The sequence below is a fragment of the Rhodococcus sp. NPDC056506 genome (genome assembly GCF_042794945.1).
Lineage (GTDB): Bacteria > Actinomycetota > Actinomycetes > Mycobacteriales > Mycobacteriaceae > Rhodococcus_F.
On the sequence record NZ_JBHTSW010000066.1, the window covers coordinates 1 to 18,638 of the forward strand.

Genomic DNA, 18,638 nt, shown 5'->3' on the forward strand with positions numbered 1-18,638 from the left:
CATCAAGGGTGCATGCTCGGTTGCCGCGTTCTCCGTCTGCGTTCATGCCGGTCAGGGATGCGCGCTCAGTACCAGACTTCTGGTGCCGCGCTCTCGGTACGACGATGCTCTGGCCGCGGCATCTGCCGCGATGGCGGGTATCCGAGCCGGCGACCCCAGCGCGCGCGGAACGGTGTGTGGCCCGGTCATCTCGGCGCGCCAGCGCGCCAGGGTGGAGAGCTACCTCGCGCTGGCCGCCGAAGAGGGCGGTACGGTCGTCACAGGCGGTGGGCGTCCTGCCGATCACGAGCGCGGTTTCTTCGTCGAGCCCACTCTCATTGCCGGGCTGGACAACTCGTCGCGGGTAGCGCAGGAGGAAATATTCGGACCCGTCCTCGTGATCCTTCCCTACGACAGCGACGACGACGCCATCCGGATCGCCAACGATTCGCCCTACGGACTGTCCGGGTCGGTGTGGGGCACCGATCCCGATCGCATCGCGCACGTTGTAGCGGATGTCAGAACCGGAACGCTGAGCGTCAACGGCGGCGTCTGGTACTCGGCCGATGCACCGTTCGGTGGCTACAAACAATCCGGGATCGGCCGCGAAATGGGTCTCGCAGGTTTCGAGGAATACCTCGAAACCAAGCTCGTCGCTTCACCTTCCTGACATTCACACCCCCACCATCACCGCACATCATCACCACGAAAGTAGGTCGACATGGGACGTTTCGACGGTCGCACTGCGATAGTCACCGGCGCGGCGCAGGGCATCGGGGAGGCATACGCTCGCGCGTTGGCCACAGAGGGCGCCAACGTGGTGATCGCCGACCTCAATCGCGAACTCGGCGAAGCTGTAGCAAAACAGATCACCGCGGACGGTGGGCGCGCGGTGTTCAAAGACGTCGATGTTGCCGACGGGGAATCGACTGCGGCACTTGCCGAGTTCACTGTCGAGCAGTTCGGAAGCATCGAGCATCTGGTGAACAACGCTGCCATCTACGGCGGAATGAAGATCGATTCCTTGTTGACCGTCGACTGGGACTACTACCGAAAGTTCATGAGCGTCAACATGGACGGCGCATTGCAGGTGTGCCGCGCCGTAGTACCTCACATGCGGGAGAAGGGCGGCTCGATCGTCAACCAGTCCTCCACGGCAGCCTGGTTGTACTCGAACTACTACGGACTCGCGAAAGCCGGGGTCAACAGCCTGACGCAACAACTCGCGACCGAACTCGGCTGGTCGAACATCCGCATCAACGCCATAGCTCCCGGTCCCATCGACACCGAGGCGACTCGAACCGTCACCCCCGGCAACATCGTCAAGGACATGGTCAAGCGAATCCCGTTGCAGCGCATGGGAACACCGGATGATCTCATCGGCATGTGCCTGTTCCTCCTCTCGGACGACGCAGGCTGGGTGACCGGGCAGATCTTCAACGTCGACGGCGGGCAGGTGTACCGGTCGTGACGGAATCCGCTTCTGAGCCCCGCTCGCCGAAACCCAGCTCTTCGAAACCCCGTCTGGGGTACATCGGTCTGGGCAACATGGGTGCGCCCATGGCGACGCGCCTCCTGGACTGGCCGGGAGGGCTCGTGGTGTGTGATGCCCGCCCCGAAGCGCTCGAGCCGTTCACCACCGCGGGTGCAGGCGCAGCATCGACGCCCGCCGAGGTGGCTGCGCGCGCGAGCATCATCTCCGTCACGGTCCTCGACGACGCGCAGGTCTGCGACGTCGTCGACGGGCCGCACGGGATTCTGACGACTGCACGGCCGGGGACCGTCGTCGCGATTCACTCGACCATCTCGGACACCACGGCGGTGGAACTCGCTCGTATCTGCGAGGTGCGTGGTGTTCTGCTGATCGACGCGCCGATCAGCGGCGGTGCGGGCGGTGCCGCCCAGGGCAGATTGGCGGTGATGATCGGTGGATCGGAGGAGGCGTTCGAGGCCGTCCGTGAGCCATTCGGATGCTGGGCCGAACTGGTGGTTCGTGCCGGTGATGTCGGCGCAGGAACTCGAATGAAGCTCGCACGTAACCTTCTTCATTTCGTCTCGTTCACCGCCACGACCGAGGCTGCGCGACTCGCCGAGGCTGCAGGACTGAATCTCCGCACGCTCGGAAAGGTCGTCAGGCATACCGATGCCATCACCGGTGGCGCCGGCGCGATCATGCTTCGCGACACCACCGCACCGGTCTCGGAGGATGATCCGTGGTTCTCGATACTGCAGCACGTTCGCAATCTCGGGGAGAAGGACTTGGCCTTGGCCATCGACCTCGGTGACCGGCTGAATCTCGAACTGCCGCTCGCGCACCTTGCACTCTCCGGACTCGGCGTCGGACTCGGCGTCGATCACGGGGATGGAAACGGGGACGGCGAACCTTCACCGGCATCTACGACACGGGAGCACGCATGACCGACACCACCCACATGACCGACACCAGCGGAGCCGACGGAAACCGCATCTCCGAGACCCGCGCTCGCGGCGTCGCGAAGATGAACGAGGTGTACGGCTGGGAACTCCCCGCTGATGTTCCCGGCGATTTCTTCGCGGTGACCGCCGACCATCTCTTCGCCGACATCTGGACACGCCCGGGGCTGTCGGTGCGTGATCGCCGACTGCTTCTGATCGGCGCCATCACCGCCCAGGGGCAGAGCGACGTCGCAAAGATCCAGATCAACGCTGCTCTCCACAACGAAGAGTTGACCGAGCAGCAGTTCGAAGAGGCCGCGATCTTTTTGTGCCACTACGTCGGCTGGCCGCTGGCCACCGGCCTCAACAACGCGCTGATCGCCGTGAAGGCCGACCGACGCAAAGCCGCACGCGCCAAGGAGAAGGCTGCCGCGGATTCCGCGAAAACGGACACCGACTGAACCGTCGATCGAGATACTGCAATCAACTTACCGAAGAACGAAGGACCCGAATCCATGGCCGAGGCCAGCTCAATCCGTCCGCAGTCCGCAGCAAGCATCGAACAGTGGCACTTCGAGGCTGACGTTGTCGTCGCCGGCTACGGCATCGCCGGAGTAAGCGCGTCGATCGAGGCAGCCCGTGCGGGTGCCGAAGTGCTGGTGCTCGAACGCACGAGTGGATGGGGCGGCGCCGCCGCGTTGGCCGGCGGATTCATCTATCTGGGCGGCGGAACCCCGTTGCAGCAGGCGCTCGGGTTCGAGGACTCCCCCGCGAACATGAAGTCGTTCATGATGGCCGCGCTCGGTCCCGGCGCGGACGAGGAGAAGATCACCGACTATTGCGAAGGCAGCGTCGAACACTACAACTGGCTCGTCGACAACGGTGTGCCGTTCAAGGAAAGTTTCTACGGCCAACCGGGTTGGGAAACGCCTTTCGACGACGGGCTCATGTATTCCGGCGGCGAGAACTCGGCACCGTTCAACACGATCGCGACACCAGCCCCTCGCGGTCACGTCCCGCAGATGAGCGGCAAACGCACCGGAGAGAAAGGCGGCGGCTTCATGTTGATGAAGCCGTTGATCGAGACAGCCGAAAGCCTGGGCGTACGAGCTGAATACGACATGCGGGTACAACGCTTGGTCGTCGACGGCGATCGAGTCGTCGGCATCATCGCCAAGCAGTACGGCAAAGAAGTGGCGGTCCGAGCACGCACGGGCGTCGTACTGGCTACGGGAAGCTTCGCCTACAACGAATCGATGATCCAGTCGTACGCTCCGAGACTGATCGGCCGGCCCGGCGCAGCGATCGAGGAGCATGACGGCAAGGCGATCCAGATGGCGCAGGCTCTGGGCGCCGACCTCGCGCACATGGACGCAACCGAGGTCGCATTCTTCGGTGACCCCCAGTTGATGATCCGCGGCATACTTGTCAACGGACGCGGCCAGCGCTACGTCAACGAGGACACGTACCCCGGAAGGATCGGGCAGGAAACGTTGCTACGCAACGAGAATCAGGCCTACTTGATCATCGACGAGGTTTCCTACGAAGAGGGTTGCGCCGCAGACAGTTCCACACCGTTCTTCAGGTTCCAGCCCAAGTGGGTGGCCGAAACCGTCGAGGAACTCGAATCCGACATGGGTCTGCCGGCGGGCACGCTGCAGTCGACCGTGGAGGTCTACAACCGCCACGCAGCCCGCGGTGAAGACCCGGTTCTCGGCAAGAAAAAGGAGTGGGTCAAGCCGATCGGCTCGCCCGTCGCGGCGCTCGATCTTCGCAACTTCACCGCCGGATTCACACTCGGCGGTCTGCGCACATCGATCAACTCAGAGGTCCTGCACGTCTCGGGCGAGCCGATACCCGGGCTTTTTGCCGCCGGACGTTGCACTGCCGGAGTCTGCGCCGGCGGTTATGCGTCAGGCACGTCCCTCGGTGACGGCAGCTTCTACGGTCGACGCGCCGGAATCAGCGCCGCCAAGGGCTGAGCGCCTGCTTCTCAAATGTCAGCGACAGCATCCTCGCTGCGACGTTCGAGGAACAACGTGTCACGCCACCGCCCACCCAGTTGAGCGATACGCGACCGAGTCCCGACTATTCGGAACCCGACGGCCTGGTGCAGCGCGACACTCGCACGGTTTTCCGGGAAGATCGACGACTGTACGGTCCAGATCTCGCTGGCGTCGGCGGCCTGCACCTGTTGGCGAAGCAGCAGCTTGCCGACCCCGCGACCGCGAGCACCACTGCCGACGTAAATGGAGTTCTCGGCGACCCCGCGGTAGCAGTCACGCGAGGACACCGGGCTCAGGCTCGCCCAGCCTTCGACGCGTCCGTCGATCTCTGCGACCCATCGATGATCAGGCAACCATTGAGCGTCGAGCTTCTCGGCGGATGGCACCGACGTGGTGAAGGTCGCGGTTCCGGTGTCGATTCCCTCGCGGTAGATCGACCGCACGGCGTCCCAGTCACCCGAGTCCATGCGGCGCAGAACTACATCGGAGGGAAGCAGCCCCAAGGTGTCTCTGACCGGACCGCGCGCGGCCACGACGGCGGCCGCTGCCATCAGATCTGAGTACGCGGTTCCGGCGACACTGACAACCGAGTTGCCTTCGTGCATCGTCACCTCGACGAAGCCGACCTCGCTCAACGCCTCGAGGTGAGCACCCAGGGCGGACGCTTCGAGTGATGCAGCGCGTGCAATCTCGTCGACCTCTACCGGGCCGGCAGCTGCAAGTCGAAGCACTCGCAACCGCGTCGGATCACCCAGACACGCAAACCTGCGCGCAAGTACATCGGTGTCGAGGGGCGCGAGTGTATCTGAACTCATCTGGCGACTATAACGCCGCTGACCTGCAGTTCGGGCGGCCAGGTTCGGAGACTGGCGCCGAAGTGAGAAACAACTCAGCCACAGACCCTCGGGTACGCCGGCTAACGCGCACCGATCGACTCGGCAATCACCGGCCACGAGTTGTGAAGATCGTCCTGCCAATAACCCCAGGAGTGCGTGCCCGTTGCCCGGAAATCGTAGGTGGCGGGGATACCCAGGGAGTCGAGTCGCTCGGCCAGACGATGGGTGCACTGGTTAGTCCCGGCCTCGATGACTCCGCCCACGATCACCTGGTTGGCCAGAACGCCCGGATCGCCGTTGACCATCGGTCCACCCAGATTCTCGTGTGGACCCGGTAGCCCCGTTCCGTTGCTGATGTAGAGATCGATGCCTCGCAATCTCTCGGCGTTGACCACCGGATCGTTGGCCACCCACCCCGGACCACCGACGGGACCCCACATGTTGTCGACGTTGCCGCCGCGGAATCCGACCACGAATCTCACGTAGTCCTGACCTGGCTGAGTACTCGTCTCGGCGCAACCGCTGAAGGCACCGACCGCACGGTAAACCGTCGGCGCGGCCTCGGCCAGACTCAGAACCGACGTACCGGCCATCGACAATCCGGCGACGGCGTTCGCACCCGTCGTACCGAGTGTGGCGTCGACGATCGGCGGCAACTCCTGGGTGAGGAACGTGGTCCACTTGTTCAGTCCCAGAACAGGATCAGGCTTCTCCCAGTCCGTGTAATAGCTGTACGCACCGCCGATGGGATTCACGACGTTGACGTTCTTGTCGCCGAAGAAGTCGACGACGTCTGTCCGGGTCTGCCACGTAGCCGTGTCCTCGCCGCCACCGGCGCCGTTGAGCAGATAGAGAGTCGGCCTCGGCGCACTGGTGTCTGCCGGCCGAATCACCTCGAGTGGGATCACCTTGTCCATTGCAGCCGAGTAGACGTACATCGTCAGTTGACGTGCGTTGATCTGCTCGACGTGATCGAGAGCTGATCCGTCTGAGGGCAATGTCCGCGCCTGATCTGCCGAAGCCAGCGCTGCTTCACCGAACAATCCTGTCCATGCGACGAGGGCGACGACAAGTACCGCCCGAGTGCGTCCGATCCTTCTCATTGCCGCTCCTCGTGCTCGATTGCGGTGCCCGGCAACAGCTTGGTGGCGCTCGCGTCGCGGGCTTGCGGCTTGGTGGCTTGAAGTTGTCATGCCCGTTCGGAGTAACCCGAAAACATCGTGAGGAGCCGAGCCATCTCCGGTCCGATGACCGCCATGGCCGCAGGCTCGATCATCTCGTTGTGTCCGCAGCCCACCGGTATCTCCAGGATCCGGCCGGTCACGAGCGGACCCCATTCCTGGGTCGACCTTTCGCGCGGAATCGTGTCGTCTCCTCCGGTTGCCGGGAAAATCACCAGGTCTCCTTCGTAGACCTGTGGAACGAACTGGTGCGTGATTCGCTGCGAGGTTTCGTACGCACGGGCAATCCGCTCGAGGTCCCGGCCGTCGACCCCGGTCTCGGTCCCGACCGACTGGGTCAACACGGCCGCCGCCTCGTCGAAGGTCAGATCTTCGTCGGTCTCGACCTCGAGACCGAGTCCTCTCAGCAGGTCCCGTACATCGAGGACGGCTGACGGCGCCGCATCGCCGTTGTCGGGGTAACTGTCCATCATCGTCAGTGTTGCGACTTCGCTGCCGGACGATTGCAATTCGACGGCCATGGCGTGCGCGATGACGCCACCGAGCGACCACCCGAACAAGTCGTAGGGCCCTTCCGGCGACACGGCCTCCATCTCTTCGACGTAGCGATGCGCCAACTGTTCGATCGACTGATAGTCACCGTCGTCGCTGAGTGCGGGGAGCTGAAGGCCGTACACCGGTCGGTCTTCGGGCAGATACCGCACCAGACCGGCATACCCCCAGGACAGGCCCATACCAGGGTGCACACAGAACAGTGGTCGCCCACGTCCTTCTGGGCGCAGCGGAACAACCACGGCGAGAAACTCTTCCATGCCGGCGCTCACAGCCGGCAGGTCGAGGCGTCGAGCAATTCCGGCGGGTGTCGGGTCCAGGAACAGCCATTGAAGTGGAATCCTGCGTTGGAATCGGGAGTGCAGTGCGCTGACGATTCGGGTGGCAACCAGAGACGACCCGCCCAGATCGAAGAAGCTGTCCGCAGTGCTCACCCGGTCGACGCCAAGAACCTCGGCGAATGCGTCGACCACTGCGTGTTCGGTCTCGGTGACCGGTTCGCGGAACTCGGCTGCGGCCGAACTGAATTCGGGTGCCGGCAGAGCCTTCCGGTCGAGCTTACCCACCGGCGTCATCGGTATTCGCTCCAGAAGTACCACCGCCGACGGAACCATGTGCGAGGGTAGTCGGTCGGCTGCGTACGCCCGTATCTCGTCGGTGCCGGTGGCGTCGGCAGCTGACGCACGCACGTACGACACCAGGACCGTTTCACCCGACGGTCCCGTGTGGCCGACAGTCGCGGCGAAGTCCACCGACGGATGGCGTGAGAGAACTGCATCGATTTCCCCGAGTTCGATCCGAAAACCACGGACCTTGACCTGGAAGTCGCTGCGCCCGATGTATTCGAGCGTGTGATGCACTCCATCGCCGGAGCCAACGATTTTGGCACTGTCACCGCCGGATTCACGCCAACGCACGACATCTCCGGTGCGGTACATCCGGCGTCCCGGGGCTCCGTACAAGCAGGCCACAAATCGCTCCGACGTCAGTGACGCCCGATTGTGGTACCCACGTGCCATACCCGGGCCGATGATGTACAACTCCCCCGGCACACCGACCGGGACGGGTTGCAAACGCTCGTCCAGCACCAGGAAACCGAATCCCACTGCGGGCGAGCCGATGTTCACTCCTGCCCCGGGTTTCATCGAATCACTGACGCTTGCCTGCACCATGGTTTCCGTCGGGCCGTACCCGTTGTGCAGCCTCCGACCCGGCGCCCACTGCGTGACCACCTCCGGCGGACAGGCCTCGCCCACCAGATCGAGGACACGAAGCGCCTCGAATCCGTTGTCACCGAGCGCCGCCAACGCAGTCGGCGTGATGGTGGCATGAGTGACCTGCTCGCGCCGGAAAACGTCTGCCAATTCGGCGCCACCGTACACCGCCGGTGGAACGATCACGACCCGTGCGGACGCACTGAACGCCATGGTCAACTCGAAGATGGACGCGTCGAAACTCGGCGACGCCAACTGCGAGACATGCGCATCGTGCGTGACCTCGAACCTCTCTCGAGTCTCTGCCGTGAAGTTGGCCAGACCGCGATGAGTGATGTTCACTCCCTTGGGCTTTCCGGTAGACCCCGAGGTGTAGATCAGATAGGCAGGATGGTCGAGGCGCAATTCACCAGTTCGGTCGTGGTCGGTGATCGGTTCCGGCGACAACGCCGCCACCCGCTGCTCGAAGTCAGGATCGTCGAGTTCGAGCCACGGAACCACGTCGGGTAGATGGGTTCGGCTTCCGCGAACCGTCAATCCGAGTGAGGCTCGGCAATCGGCGAGCATGTATTCGACCCGCCCACGCGGGTAGTCGGGATCGACGGGCACAAAAGCAGCTCCGGCTTTGGCCACCGACCAGATGGCCACCACCGACTCGATCGATCGTGGCATCCCCAACGCCACGAAGGTCTCCGGGCCCACACCCCGACCGCACAGTTCCCGGGCCACACGGTTCGACCACTCGTCCAGTTCGCGGTAGCTGATCTGCCGGTTCTCGAGTGACAGAGCCACCGAGTCCGGGTCGACCGCAGCAGCGGTCGCCAACAAGTCGGGCCATAGTTTCGGTGGTACTCCCGTCTGTCCACGCGCCGGCACCAACTCGCGAGTTTCGAGATCACCGAACAGCGCAATGTCACCGATGGCCGCTTCGGGATGCACAGTCACGGATTCGAGAACACGCACGAACATGTCGGCAAAGCTGCTGACCGTACCTGGATCGAAGAGATCAGTGGCGAAGTCGACCGCGCCGCTCATCCCTCGGGGCGCTCCACTTTCGTCGAATTCCTCGGCCAGGAGGAATTCCAGGTCCACCTTCACGACGTCGAGTTGGGGATCGATGCCGCGGACTTCCAACTCCGGCAGTCGCAGATTCGGCCGTTCGTTGTTCTGGAATTCCAACGACACCGACGCGATGGGAGCGTAGGCCGTCGACCGTTCAGGCCCGACCGCATCGACAACCCTCTCGAACGGAACCTCGGAATGCGCGAACGCCGCGAGGTCGACCTCGCGACAATGCGCCGCGAAGTCCCGGAAAGACTGAGCCGAGTCCACCTGTGTACGCAGGGCAAGTGTTCCGACGAACATGCCGATCAGGTCATCGAGGACGCGGTCCCCTCGACCGGCGATCGGTGTCCCGATCACGACGTCGTCGGTGCTGCCGAGACGTGCCAGCAGTACTGCGAGCGCCGCGTGCACTGTCATGAATGCAGTGGACTGATGCTGCCTCGACAGCTCCTGGATACGGCGATGGAGGTCACGGCCGATCGAGAAGTGGATGCGCGAGCCGTGAAAAGTCTGCTGTGCGGGCCGGTCCCGATCGAGCGGAAGTTCCAGGAGGTCGGGTGCGCCCGAGAGTGTGCGTCGCCAGTAATCCAGCTGTTCGGAGATCACCGATGCCGGGTTTTCGCCGGAACCCAGAAGCTCTCGCTGCCAGAGGGTGAAGTCGGCGTACTGGATCACCAGAGGCGCCCATTGCGGTTCTTCGCCGCGTACGCGGGCCTCGTAGGCCGTCATCACATCCCGCACCAACGGGGACATCGAGAAACCGTCGGCGGAGATGTGGTGCACCACAACCGCAAGTACGTGTTCGCGCTCGCCCATGGTGAACAACGCTGCGCGCATTGGGATTCGCGCTGCTACGTCAAACCCTGCCGAGACCATTCTGGCAAGCTCGCCGCGGAGGTGATGTTCGGCGGCAACAGGTGGCTCGGTCAATTGCGGCAGCGCCGTGCTGTCGGTGGGCACAATGTGCTGGACGGGTTCGTCACCGCGAACCGGGAACATCGTTCGTAGCGATTCGTGGCGGGCGATGACATCGGACACCGCTGCTCTCAACGCCGGCTTGTCGAGTTCCCCGGTCAGTCGCACCACGAGCGGGATGTTGTACGCGGGCGAACTGGTGTCCAGTTGATTGACGAACCACATTCGCTGCTGAGCAAACGACAACGGGATGTTTTCGGGTCGAGGGCGCGGCTCCGACACCGAGCGTCCCGACGGTCCAGCAACCGACTGTTCGATCACCGCAGCCAAGGCTGCTACCGTCGGCGCCTCGAACAGATCCCGCACGCCGACGGAGGCTTTCAGCACTGCCCGCAGCCTGGCCGCGGCCGATGTCGCGCTGAGAGAATTTCCCCCGAGGTCGAAAAAATTGCCGTCGGCACCGACGCACTCGAGGCCGAGCACCTCTGCAAACACGTTCGACACCGCCTGCTCGACCGGTCCGACCGGCGAACGGAAATCCCCTGCGGTCGTGTGGATCTCGGGACTGGGCAACGCCGAGCGGTCGAGTTTGCCGACGGCTGTCAGCGGAATGCTCTCCAGCACGACAATTGCGGCGGGCACCATGTGCGAAGGCAATCGCTCGGCCAGGGCGTAAATCAGGACCCCGGTGTCCAATCGGCCCTCTGCCGGCACGGCGTACGACACGAGCCGGGCGTCTCCCGTGGGACCGCGGTGAGCAATGGTGACGGCAAATCCGACGTTCGACTCCGCCATGAGCGCGCTGTCGATCTCACCCAGTTCGACACGGAAGCCCCGAATCTTGACTTGGAAGTCGGTGCGGCCGATGTATTCGATACGCGATTCGGCCGTCCATCGCACGATGTCTCCGGTGCGGTACATCCGCGTTCCCGGGTCACTCGGGTTGGCGACAAAGCGTTCTGCCGTCAAACCCGGCCTACAGTGGTATCCCCGCGCCACTCCAGGCCCGGCAAGGTACAGCTCGCCAGGCGCCCCGACGGGAACGGCTTGCAGCCGCGAATCGAGCACCAGTTCGCTTACACCCCTGATGGGTCCACCGATCGTGATGCGTTCACCAGCCGCCATCGGCGGGCTGACGTTGGACATGATCGTCGCCTCGGTCGGTCCGTAGGCGTTGTACAGCCTGCGGCCGGGCGCCCAGCGAGCGACAAGGTCGGGCGGGCAGGCTTCACCACCGAACACGACATCCGAAAGTTGCTCGAGCCCAGCTGGATCCACCGAAGCCAGTGCGGCGGTGGTGATGAACGCGTGGGTGACGGCGTGCTCGGCCAGAAGCTCCGCAAGCTCCTCGCCCCCGTACACCCCAGGCGAAGCGATCACCATGGCCGCGCCGGCGCCGAAAGCCTGCAGATACTCGAAGAGCGACCCGTCGAAACTCGGAGTGGAGAAGTGCAGTGTGCGCGATTGTGGTGTTGCACCGTAGCGTTCAACCTGGTCCCGCGCGAAATTGTCGAGGCCGCGATGAGTGACCACCACTCCCTTGGGCACGCCGGTCGACCCCGAGGTGTAAACGACGTAGGCCGCGGAATCCAACCCGATCGGACGGAGTCGGTCGCTGTCGGTCAGAGGGCGGCCCGAAAATCCTTCGCACTTCTCGGTGAAGTCCGGATCGTCGAGAATCAGCCACTCTGCGATATCGGGCAGCCGATCACGACATGCGGTAGTGGTCAATCCGACGCCGACGTTGGAATCGCTCAACATGTGGGTGATCCGCTCGTCAGGGTAGTTCGGATCGATCGGCACGAATGCAGCGCCTGTTTTGGCCACGGCGAGTATCGACAATACCGAGGTGAGCGAACGCGGAACACCGACTGCGACGTAGTCCTCGCCCCCCAGTCCTCGCGAGACGAGTACGCGAGCAATACGATTCGACAGGAAATCCAGCTCGCCATAGGTCATACTGCCGCTCGCCGACACAACAGCGAGTGCATCCGGATCCTGCTGAACTGCCGCGTCGAAGATCTCTGGAAAAATGCGGGTCGACCCACCAACCGCACCACGGACGGGCACCAGTTGGTCGCGTTCGATCTCCGTCAGCACCGACACCGCGGCCGACGATTGATCCGGATGGACACACGCTTCGAGCACGCGCCGCAGTCGGCCGGCGATGGACTCGATATCGCCCGAGTCGAAAACCTCGGGTAGATACTCGAACTTCAGCCGAAGCCTGGTATCGACCGACGCCACCAAACTGAGCGGATAGTGGGCAGCATCCTTCGCCTCGACGCCGGCGATGAGGATCCCCGCGTTGTCCGTATCGGTCGACAGTCCTTGACTGTCAACGGGGTACGACTCGAAGACTGTCAACGTGTCGAAGCCGATCTCCGGCCCGGAGGCGTCTTGGATCTCGGAAAGTCCGAGATAGTGGTGATCCGACAACTCCGCCTGCTCAGACTGAATCCGCTGCAGGAGAGCGCCGACACTCTCACCCGGGCGCACCGTGATTCGGACCGGGATTGTGTTGATGAACAGCCCGATCATGGTTTCGATCCCGGTCAGCTCGGGTGGTCGACCCGACACAGTCGCTCCGAACACGACATCGTCTCGCCCGGTCAGCGCCGAGAGGACGATCCCCCACGACGCCTGGACTATCGAATTGAACGTCAGCCCTCGGCTCCTCGCTACGCCGCGAAGTGTCGTCGTGAAATCCTCGTCCAGATCGAACACCCACTCGGCCGCCATGGTGGAGAGTCGACGCGACCGATCCTGCGGGGCCAGCAGCGTCGGTCCGTCTATTCCCTGCAGTGCCCTCGCCCACACCCCGCGGGAGGCTTCCCCGTCGCGACGGTTCATCCAGGTCAGGTAGTCGAGGTAGGGGCGTGCACGCGGCAGCTCCGACGCCTCGCCGTCCGCAACGTACAGGGTCGCCAACTCCCTGATCAGAAGTGGCATCGACCAGCCGTCCAGAAGGATGTGGTGGTTGGTCAGCACAAGCTTGAACACTTCCGGGGCAATCGCGATGAGCGTGAACCTGATCAGCGGCGCCCGCGAGATGTCGAACGGGAGCGCTCGGTCCTGTGCCAGTACTTGCTCGAGATCCCGAGTTGACTTGGCAGCGAGGTCGACCGCCTGCCATGGCGCAGCCACTTTGCTTCGGACCACCTGGACGGCGCGGCCGTCCGCGTCGTGAAGGAAGGCGCTGCGCAAGTTGTCATGCCTGTCGAGCAGCGTATCGGCCGCGCGGCGAAGGCGTTCCGCATCGAGGTCGCCGACGAGGTCGAGGGTCACCTGCACGAGGTAGGCGTCGACGGACTCTTCGGCCAGTTCGGCATGGAACAGCAGACCTGCTTGCAGTGGTGAGAGTGGCCAGACGTCGCGAAGGTCGTCGCACCGACTCTCGAGGTCGTCGATCGCATCCTGTCGAAGCTCGACTAGATCGAAGTCCGAGGGTGTGAATCCGCCACCGTCCGCTGCGTACTCGCCGAGCCCGACGAGTGCGTCGACCCACAACTGCGCGAGGTGGCGAACGTCGTCCTCGCGCAGAATGTCCGGCGAATAGGTCCAGGCGGCAACGAGCTCCGGGCGGTCTGCAGTGTCGCTGCGCTCGATGATCATGATGTTGACCTCGAGGACAGCCGCCAGCGGCAGCTCGGTGACCGCAACTGCCCGCAGACCCTCGTCACGGATCGGTATCCATTCCGTTGAAGCATCGGCCTCGGATCCACCGACCCGTCCGAGGTAGTTGAAACTGATCTGTGGGGCAGAAAATTGCGAAAGCGACTGTGCTGTCGCATCGTTCAAGTATCGAAGTAGGCCGTATCCGATACCCCGTTCCGGCACCGCCCGGAGTTGTTCCTTGACAGCCTTGACAGCCAAGCCTGCAGCCGGACCGCCGGCGCAGGCATCACTCGGATCCACTCCGCTCAAATCGAGGCGCACCGGGAAGATCGACGTGAACCATCCGACGGTACGAGCAAGATCAGCCCCCGGGACCACCGGTTCCTCACGTCCGTGACCCTCGAGGCTGATCAACGCCTCCGGAGCGTCGATCCCACGCTCGCTCCGCCAGCGAACCAAAGCCATAGCCAACGCCGTCAACAATCCGTCCTCGACGCTCCCGTGAATCGCCTGCGGCACATCGGTCAACGCGGTTTCGGTCAAGGCCGGGGGTACCCGCATTTCGACGTCTGCTGCACTCACGCCGGTATCCGTCGTCGCCAAGGAGCGCGCGCCGAGCATCGGGTCCGGACCTCGCAGTGTGTCCCGCCAGTAGTCGAGTTCGGCCACCCGATCCGGCTCGTGCGCGGCGTCGACGAGGCCGCGCGCCCATCGACGCATCGACGTCCCGACCGGAGCCAGTGAAGGGTCGATGCCTGACTGCACCTGCGCACACGCGAGCGCGAGATCGGGGATCAGAATTCGCCAGGAGACCCCGTCCGTCACGAGGTGGTGCGCCACGAGAAGCAACCGCTTGCGCCCAGATCCGTCAGGATCGAACAACACTGCTTGAACCATCACGCCGGTCCCCGGATCGAGCCGATCCAGAGCGGCGCCAAGTGCCGTCGAGACCGTCTCGGCCACAGCGCCGTCGAGGTGCACGCGGTGCACGACTGTCGGCGACCTCACCGCACCTGCAGGCTCGACGTCCATTCGCTTAACGGATTCGGGGTGGAGTGCGACCCGAAGGCCTGCTCGGAGGATGTCGTGATGGTCCAACACGGCCTGCATGGCCTGTGTCAACGTGTCCTCGTCGAGCGTGGCAGGAACCGAGAGCAGAACAGATTGGGAGTACCGGCGAAAATCTCCACCACGGTCAAGCATCCATTTGACGATCGGCGTCAATTCGATCTCACCGACGCCGCCGCCAGGTAATTCGTCGAGGACGACACGGTTGCCAGCCGTTCCGGCCGTCTCGGCCAGCGCTGTCACGGTTTTGCGCTCGAACACCTCGCGCGGTGTGACGAGAACTCCGGCAGACTTGGCGCGGGTCACCAACTGGATGGACATGATCGAATCGCCACCGAGGGCGAAGAACGAGTCGTCCAACCCCACCTCGTCGAGTCCCAGAACCTCGGCAAAGAGGCTCGCAAGGATACTTTCCGTGTCCGAGACGGGAGAACGACTCTCGGTTGTCTGTTGCCCGAAGTCAGGTTCAGGCAACGCTTTCCGGTCCAGTTTCCCGTTCACCGTCAGTGGCAGGGCATCGAGAACCGTCACGACAGCGGGGACCATGTGTGCTGCCAACTTCGCCGAGAGGTCCTCGAGCAACGCCTTCGGAAAGATGGTCGCACCGGACTCCGGCACCACGTAGCCCACCAACCGGTCTCCGCGAGCCGCCACCGCCGACTGCGCCACTCCCACTCCGCAGAGCAGAGCAGACTCCACCTCGCCGAGTTCGATCCGATAGCCCTTCACCTGCACCTGCATGTCATTGCGACCGAGGTACTCCAGTTGCCCGTAGTCATTCACGCGTCCGACGTCACCGGACCGGTACATGCGCGCGCCGCTGACTGTGGGGTCGGGAACGAAACGTGTGGCGGTGAGACCGAACCGGCCGAGGTATCCGCGTGAAACCTGGTCGCCGGAGACATACAGTTCACCCACGACGCCGGGCGGCACGGGGTGCATCCGCCGATCCAGCACGTACACACGCAACCCGGGCAGTGCCCGCCCGATCACCGAAGCAGATCCTTCACGTGCCAGTTCACGATCCAGCGGTAGGTGGCTGACGTGCACGGTTGTCTCCGTGATGCCGTACATGTTGACCAGATCTGGCGGCGAGGTCCCGCGTCGGGCGTACCAGCGCATCAGCTGTGCGAAGTCGAGCGCCTCGCCGCCGAAGATCACGTAACGAAGTGACAGGTCCGAACCCCCGGTACGCCGGTCGGCTTCCGCCAGTTGATAGAAAGCGGTAGGAGTTTGATTGAGCACCGTGACACGATCTTGTCGCAGCAATTCGAGGAATGCCTCGGGTGAACGTGCCGTGAAATAGTCCACCAGCACCAGGCGGCCACCATGTGCGAGTGCACCCCACATTTCCCACACCGAGAAGTCGAATGCCGCCGAATGGAACATCGTCCACACATCGCCGCGGGCAAATCCGAAGAGCGCTCTGGTGTTTGCCAGCAGCGTCACGATGCTGCGATGAGGTACCTGCACCCCCTTCGGTCTCCCGGTGGACCCCGAGGTGTAAATCACGTAGGCCACCGAATCGGGCCGCAACGGTAGTAGTCGGTCTTCGTCGGTCACCGGCAGCGGCGAAAACCTCTGCAGCGCATCACGAGTGTCGGCACTGTCCACGACGATCACGGGCACGCCGCTGTCGCCGACGTCATCACCGCCCGCGGTCGTCGTCAGTACGCACAGCGGCGCAGCGTCACGCAGCACGAAACTCACCCGTTCGAGCGGAGACGTCACGTCCACCGGTAGGTATCCACCGCCCGATTTCACCACCGCCAGCAGAGCCACAAGAAGTTCGAACGACGGGGTCATCGCCACTGCCACGAGTGTCTCTGGCACGACGCCCTGCGCCACCAGCAGCCGCGCGAGGCGGTTGGCTCGCTCGTCCAGTTCGCGGTAGGTCACCGACTGGCCGTCACAACGCACCGCCACGGCGTCGCCCGAAGTGAGCACCGCCCGGTCGAAGAGATCCGAGAGCGAATCATCGTTCCTGCCGATAACCGAGGGAGGCGGCGCAACCAGCACCTCGCTACGTTCGCCGGTCAGAAGAATGTCGATGTCACCGACGATCGCAGACGGATCGTCGATCACGGCGTCGATCACCCTCCCGAAGCGCTGTGCAATTCGCTCCACTGATCCTTGATCGAAAACATCCGTGGCGTAGCGGAAGCCGGCGCTGATCCCATCCGGAACGCCGCGCTCGTCGACCTGCTCCAACACACTCAGTTGCAGATCGAATTTTGCCACTTCGAGATCGATGTCGAGCGAACGGATCGTCAACTCCGGTAGTTCGAGGCGCAGGCTCGTGGCGGTCTGGAATTCGAGTAATACCTGAAATAGGGGTGAATGCGCAGTGGAACGATCGGGCGCAAGGTAGTCCACCAGCTTTTCGAAGGGAATGTCCGCATGGTCGAGTGCGCCGAGATCTGTCGACCGCACTGCCGCCAGGGTGTCGGCGAAGGTTGCTCCGGATTCGACCGGCGTACGAAGAACCAGAGTATTGACAAACATCCCTACCACGTCGTCCAACACCGCTTCGCCGCGTCCCGCGACCGGCGTCCCGATCACAACGTCGCCTGACCCCGAGAGCCGTGCCAGCAGCACCGCGAACGCCGCGTGCAGAACCATGAAGAGGGTCGAATCATGCTGGTGTGCAAGGTCGGTCAAAGCTCGATGAACTTCAGGTGAGATACTCACCGAGACCACGGCACCTTCGGAAGAGCGCTTCGGCCTTCGAGGTCGATCAAGAACGAGCGGTGAGACTTCAGGGATTCCCGACAGCGCCTCGGTCCAGTAGGTGAATTGTTCCGCGATCGACGTACCTGGAGCATCTTCTGCGTCGATGATCCCCCTCTGCCACACGCTGTAATCAGCGTAGTGGATGGGCAATGGCGCCCACCTCGGACTCTGATCCTGCGCACGGGCTGTATAGGCGCGCATCAGGTCACGTGCCAGTGGCGTCATCGAGAAGCCGTCGGCCGCGATGTGGTGGACAACGATCGCAAGAACATGCTGCTCCGGTCCGATTCGGAGCAACCTCACGTGCAGCGGGAACTCCTCGGCCACATCGAATCCCACGTCGAAGAACCCATGCAGCGCCGCAAATATCTGCTCGCCGGCAATCCGTACGGGGTGAATCCGAGGGGCAGCGAGCGCTGGTTCGACAATCACCTGGTGCGGCCCGTCCGCGGAAGTCGGGAAGATCGTCCGAAGGGATTCATGCCGTTCCACCACATCGCCGAGCGCAACTTCGAGCGCTTCGAGATCGAGGAATCCGTCGAGTTGCAGGGCAACGGGAATGTTGTAGAGCGGAGATGAAGTGTCGAACTGGTTGAGGAACCACATACGCGACTGCGACAGGGACAGTGGAATGTGTTCTGGCCGTGCCATACCCGAGAGTTCAATTAGACCTGAACCTCCGAACCCCGTTTCACCAAGTCCAGATTCCGCCGGATCGATCGAGGCCGCCAGATCAGCTACCACCGGAGTGTCGAACAGAGCTTTGACCCCCAGTCTTGTGCTCGCCGCGGTGTTGATACGCGCTATGACGCGGGTAGCACTGAGAGAGTCCCCGCCGAGCCCGAAGAAATTGTCATCGGCCCCCACCTGGTCGAGATCGAGTACGTCAGAGATCGCTCGAGCGACCACACCTTCGTTTCGCGTGATCGGCGCGCGATATTCTGCGGCGTTGAAAGTAGTGTCCGGTAGGGCTTTACGGTCCAACTTCCCATGCACCGTCACCGGCAACCCATCCAACACCACCACCACCGACGGCACCATGAACCCCGGAAGAGA

8 protein-coding genes are annotated in these 18,638 nt (G+C 63.3%); 5 read left to right on the plus strand and 3 right to left on the minus strand.

Going from position 1 to position 18,638, the window contains the following annotated elements; genetic code table 11:
• The 5 genes from ACFQ6H_RS28625 to ACFQ6H_RS28645 form a co-directional block, all read left to right on the plus strand.
• On the plus strand, positions 1–649 hold a 649-nt coding region (locus ACFQ6H_RS28625; RefSeq protein WP_378650227.1), incomplete at its 5' end, for an aldehyde dehydrogenase family protein.
• Between the two features lie 51 nt (positions 650–700).
• On the plus strand, positions 701–1,450 hold the full coding sequence (locus tag ACFQ6H_RS28630; protein ID WP_378650229.1) for an SDR family oxidoreductase: 750 nt from the start codon (positions 701–703) through the stop codon (positions 1,448–1,450).
• Positions 1,447–2,397, plus strand: a complete 951-nt coding sequence (locus tag ACFQ6H_RS28635; protein ID WP_378650231.1) for an NAD(P)-dependent oxidoreductase — start codon at positions 1,447–1,449, stop codon at positions 2,395–2,397. The genes ACFQ6H_RS28630 and ACFQ6H_RS28635 overlap by 4 nt, the downstream gene beginning before the upstream one ends.
• Positions 2,394–2,855: a carboxymuconolactone decarboxylase family protein gene (locus tag ACFQ6H_RS28640; RefSeq protein WP_378449799.1), complete on the plus strand. Its 462-nt coding sequence runs from the start codon at positions 2,394–2,396 to the stop codon at positions 2,853–2,855. The genes ACFQ6H_RS28635 and ACFQ6H_RS28640 overlap by 4 nt, the downstream gene beginning before the upstream one ends.
• Before the next feature lie 54 nt (positions 2,856–2,909).
• On the plus strand, positions 2,910–4,376 hold the full coding sequence (locus ACFQ6H_RS28645) for an FAD-dependent oxidoreductase (RefSeq protein ID WP_378449800.1): 1,467 nt from the start codon (positions 2,910–2,912) through the stop codon (positions 4,374–4,376).
• Positions 4,377–4,387: 11 nt separating this feature from the next.
• On the opposite strand, the gene ACFQ6H_RS28650 is transcribed toward ACFQ6H_RS28645, so the two are convergent.
• The 3 genes from ACFQ6H_RS28650 to ACFQ6H_RS28660 form a co-directional block, all read right to left on the minus strand.
• Positions 4,388–5,215, minus strand: a complete 828-nt coding sequence (locus ACFQ6H_RS28650; RefSeq protein ID WP_378547982.1) for a helix-turn-helix domain-containing GNAT family N-acetyltransferase — start codon at positions 5,213–5,215, stop codon at positions 4,388–4,390.
• Positions 5,216–5,316: 101 nt separating this feature from the next.
• Positions 5,317–6,339 carry an alpha/beta hydrolase gene (locus ACFQ6H_RS28655; protein WP_378547979.1) on the minus strand — a complete coding sequence of 341 codons (1,023 nt, stop codon included), beginning with the start codon at positions 6,337–6,339 and terminating at the stop codon, positions 5,317–5,319.
• 86 nt (positions 6,340–6,425) lie between these two features.
• On the minus strand, positions 6,426–18,638 hold a 12,213-nt coding region (locus ACFQ6H_RS28660; protein WP_378650233.1), incomplete at its 5' end, for an amino acid adenylation domain-containing protein.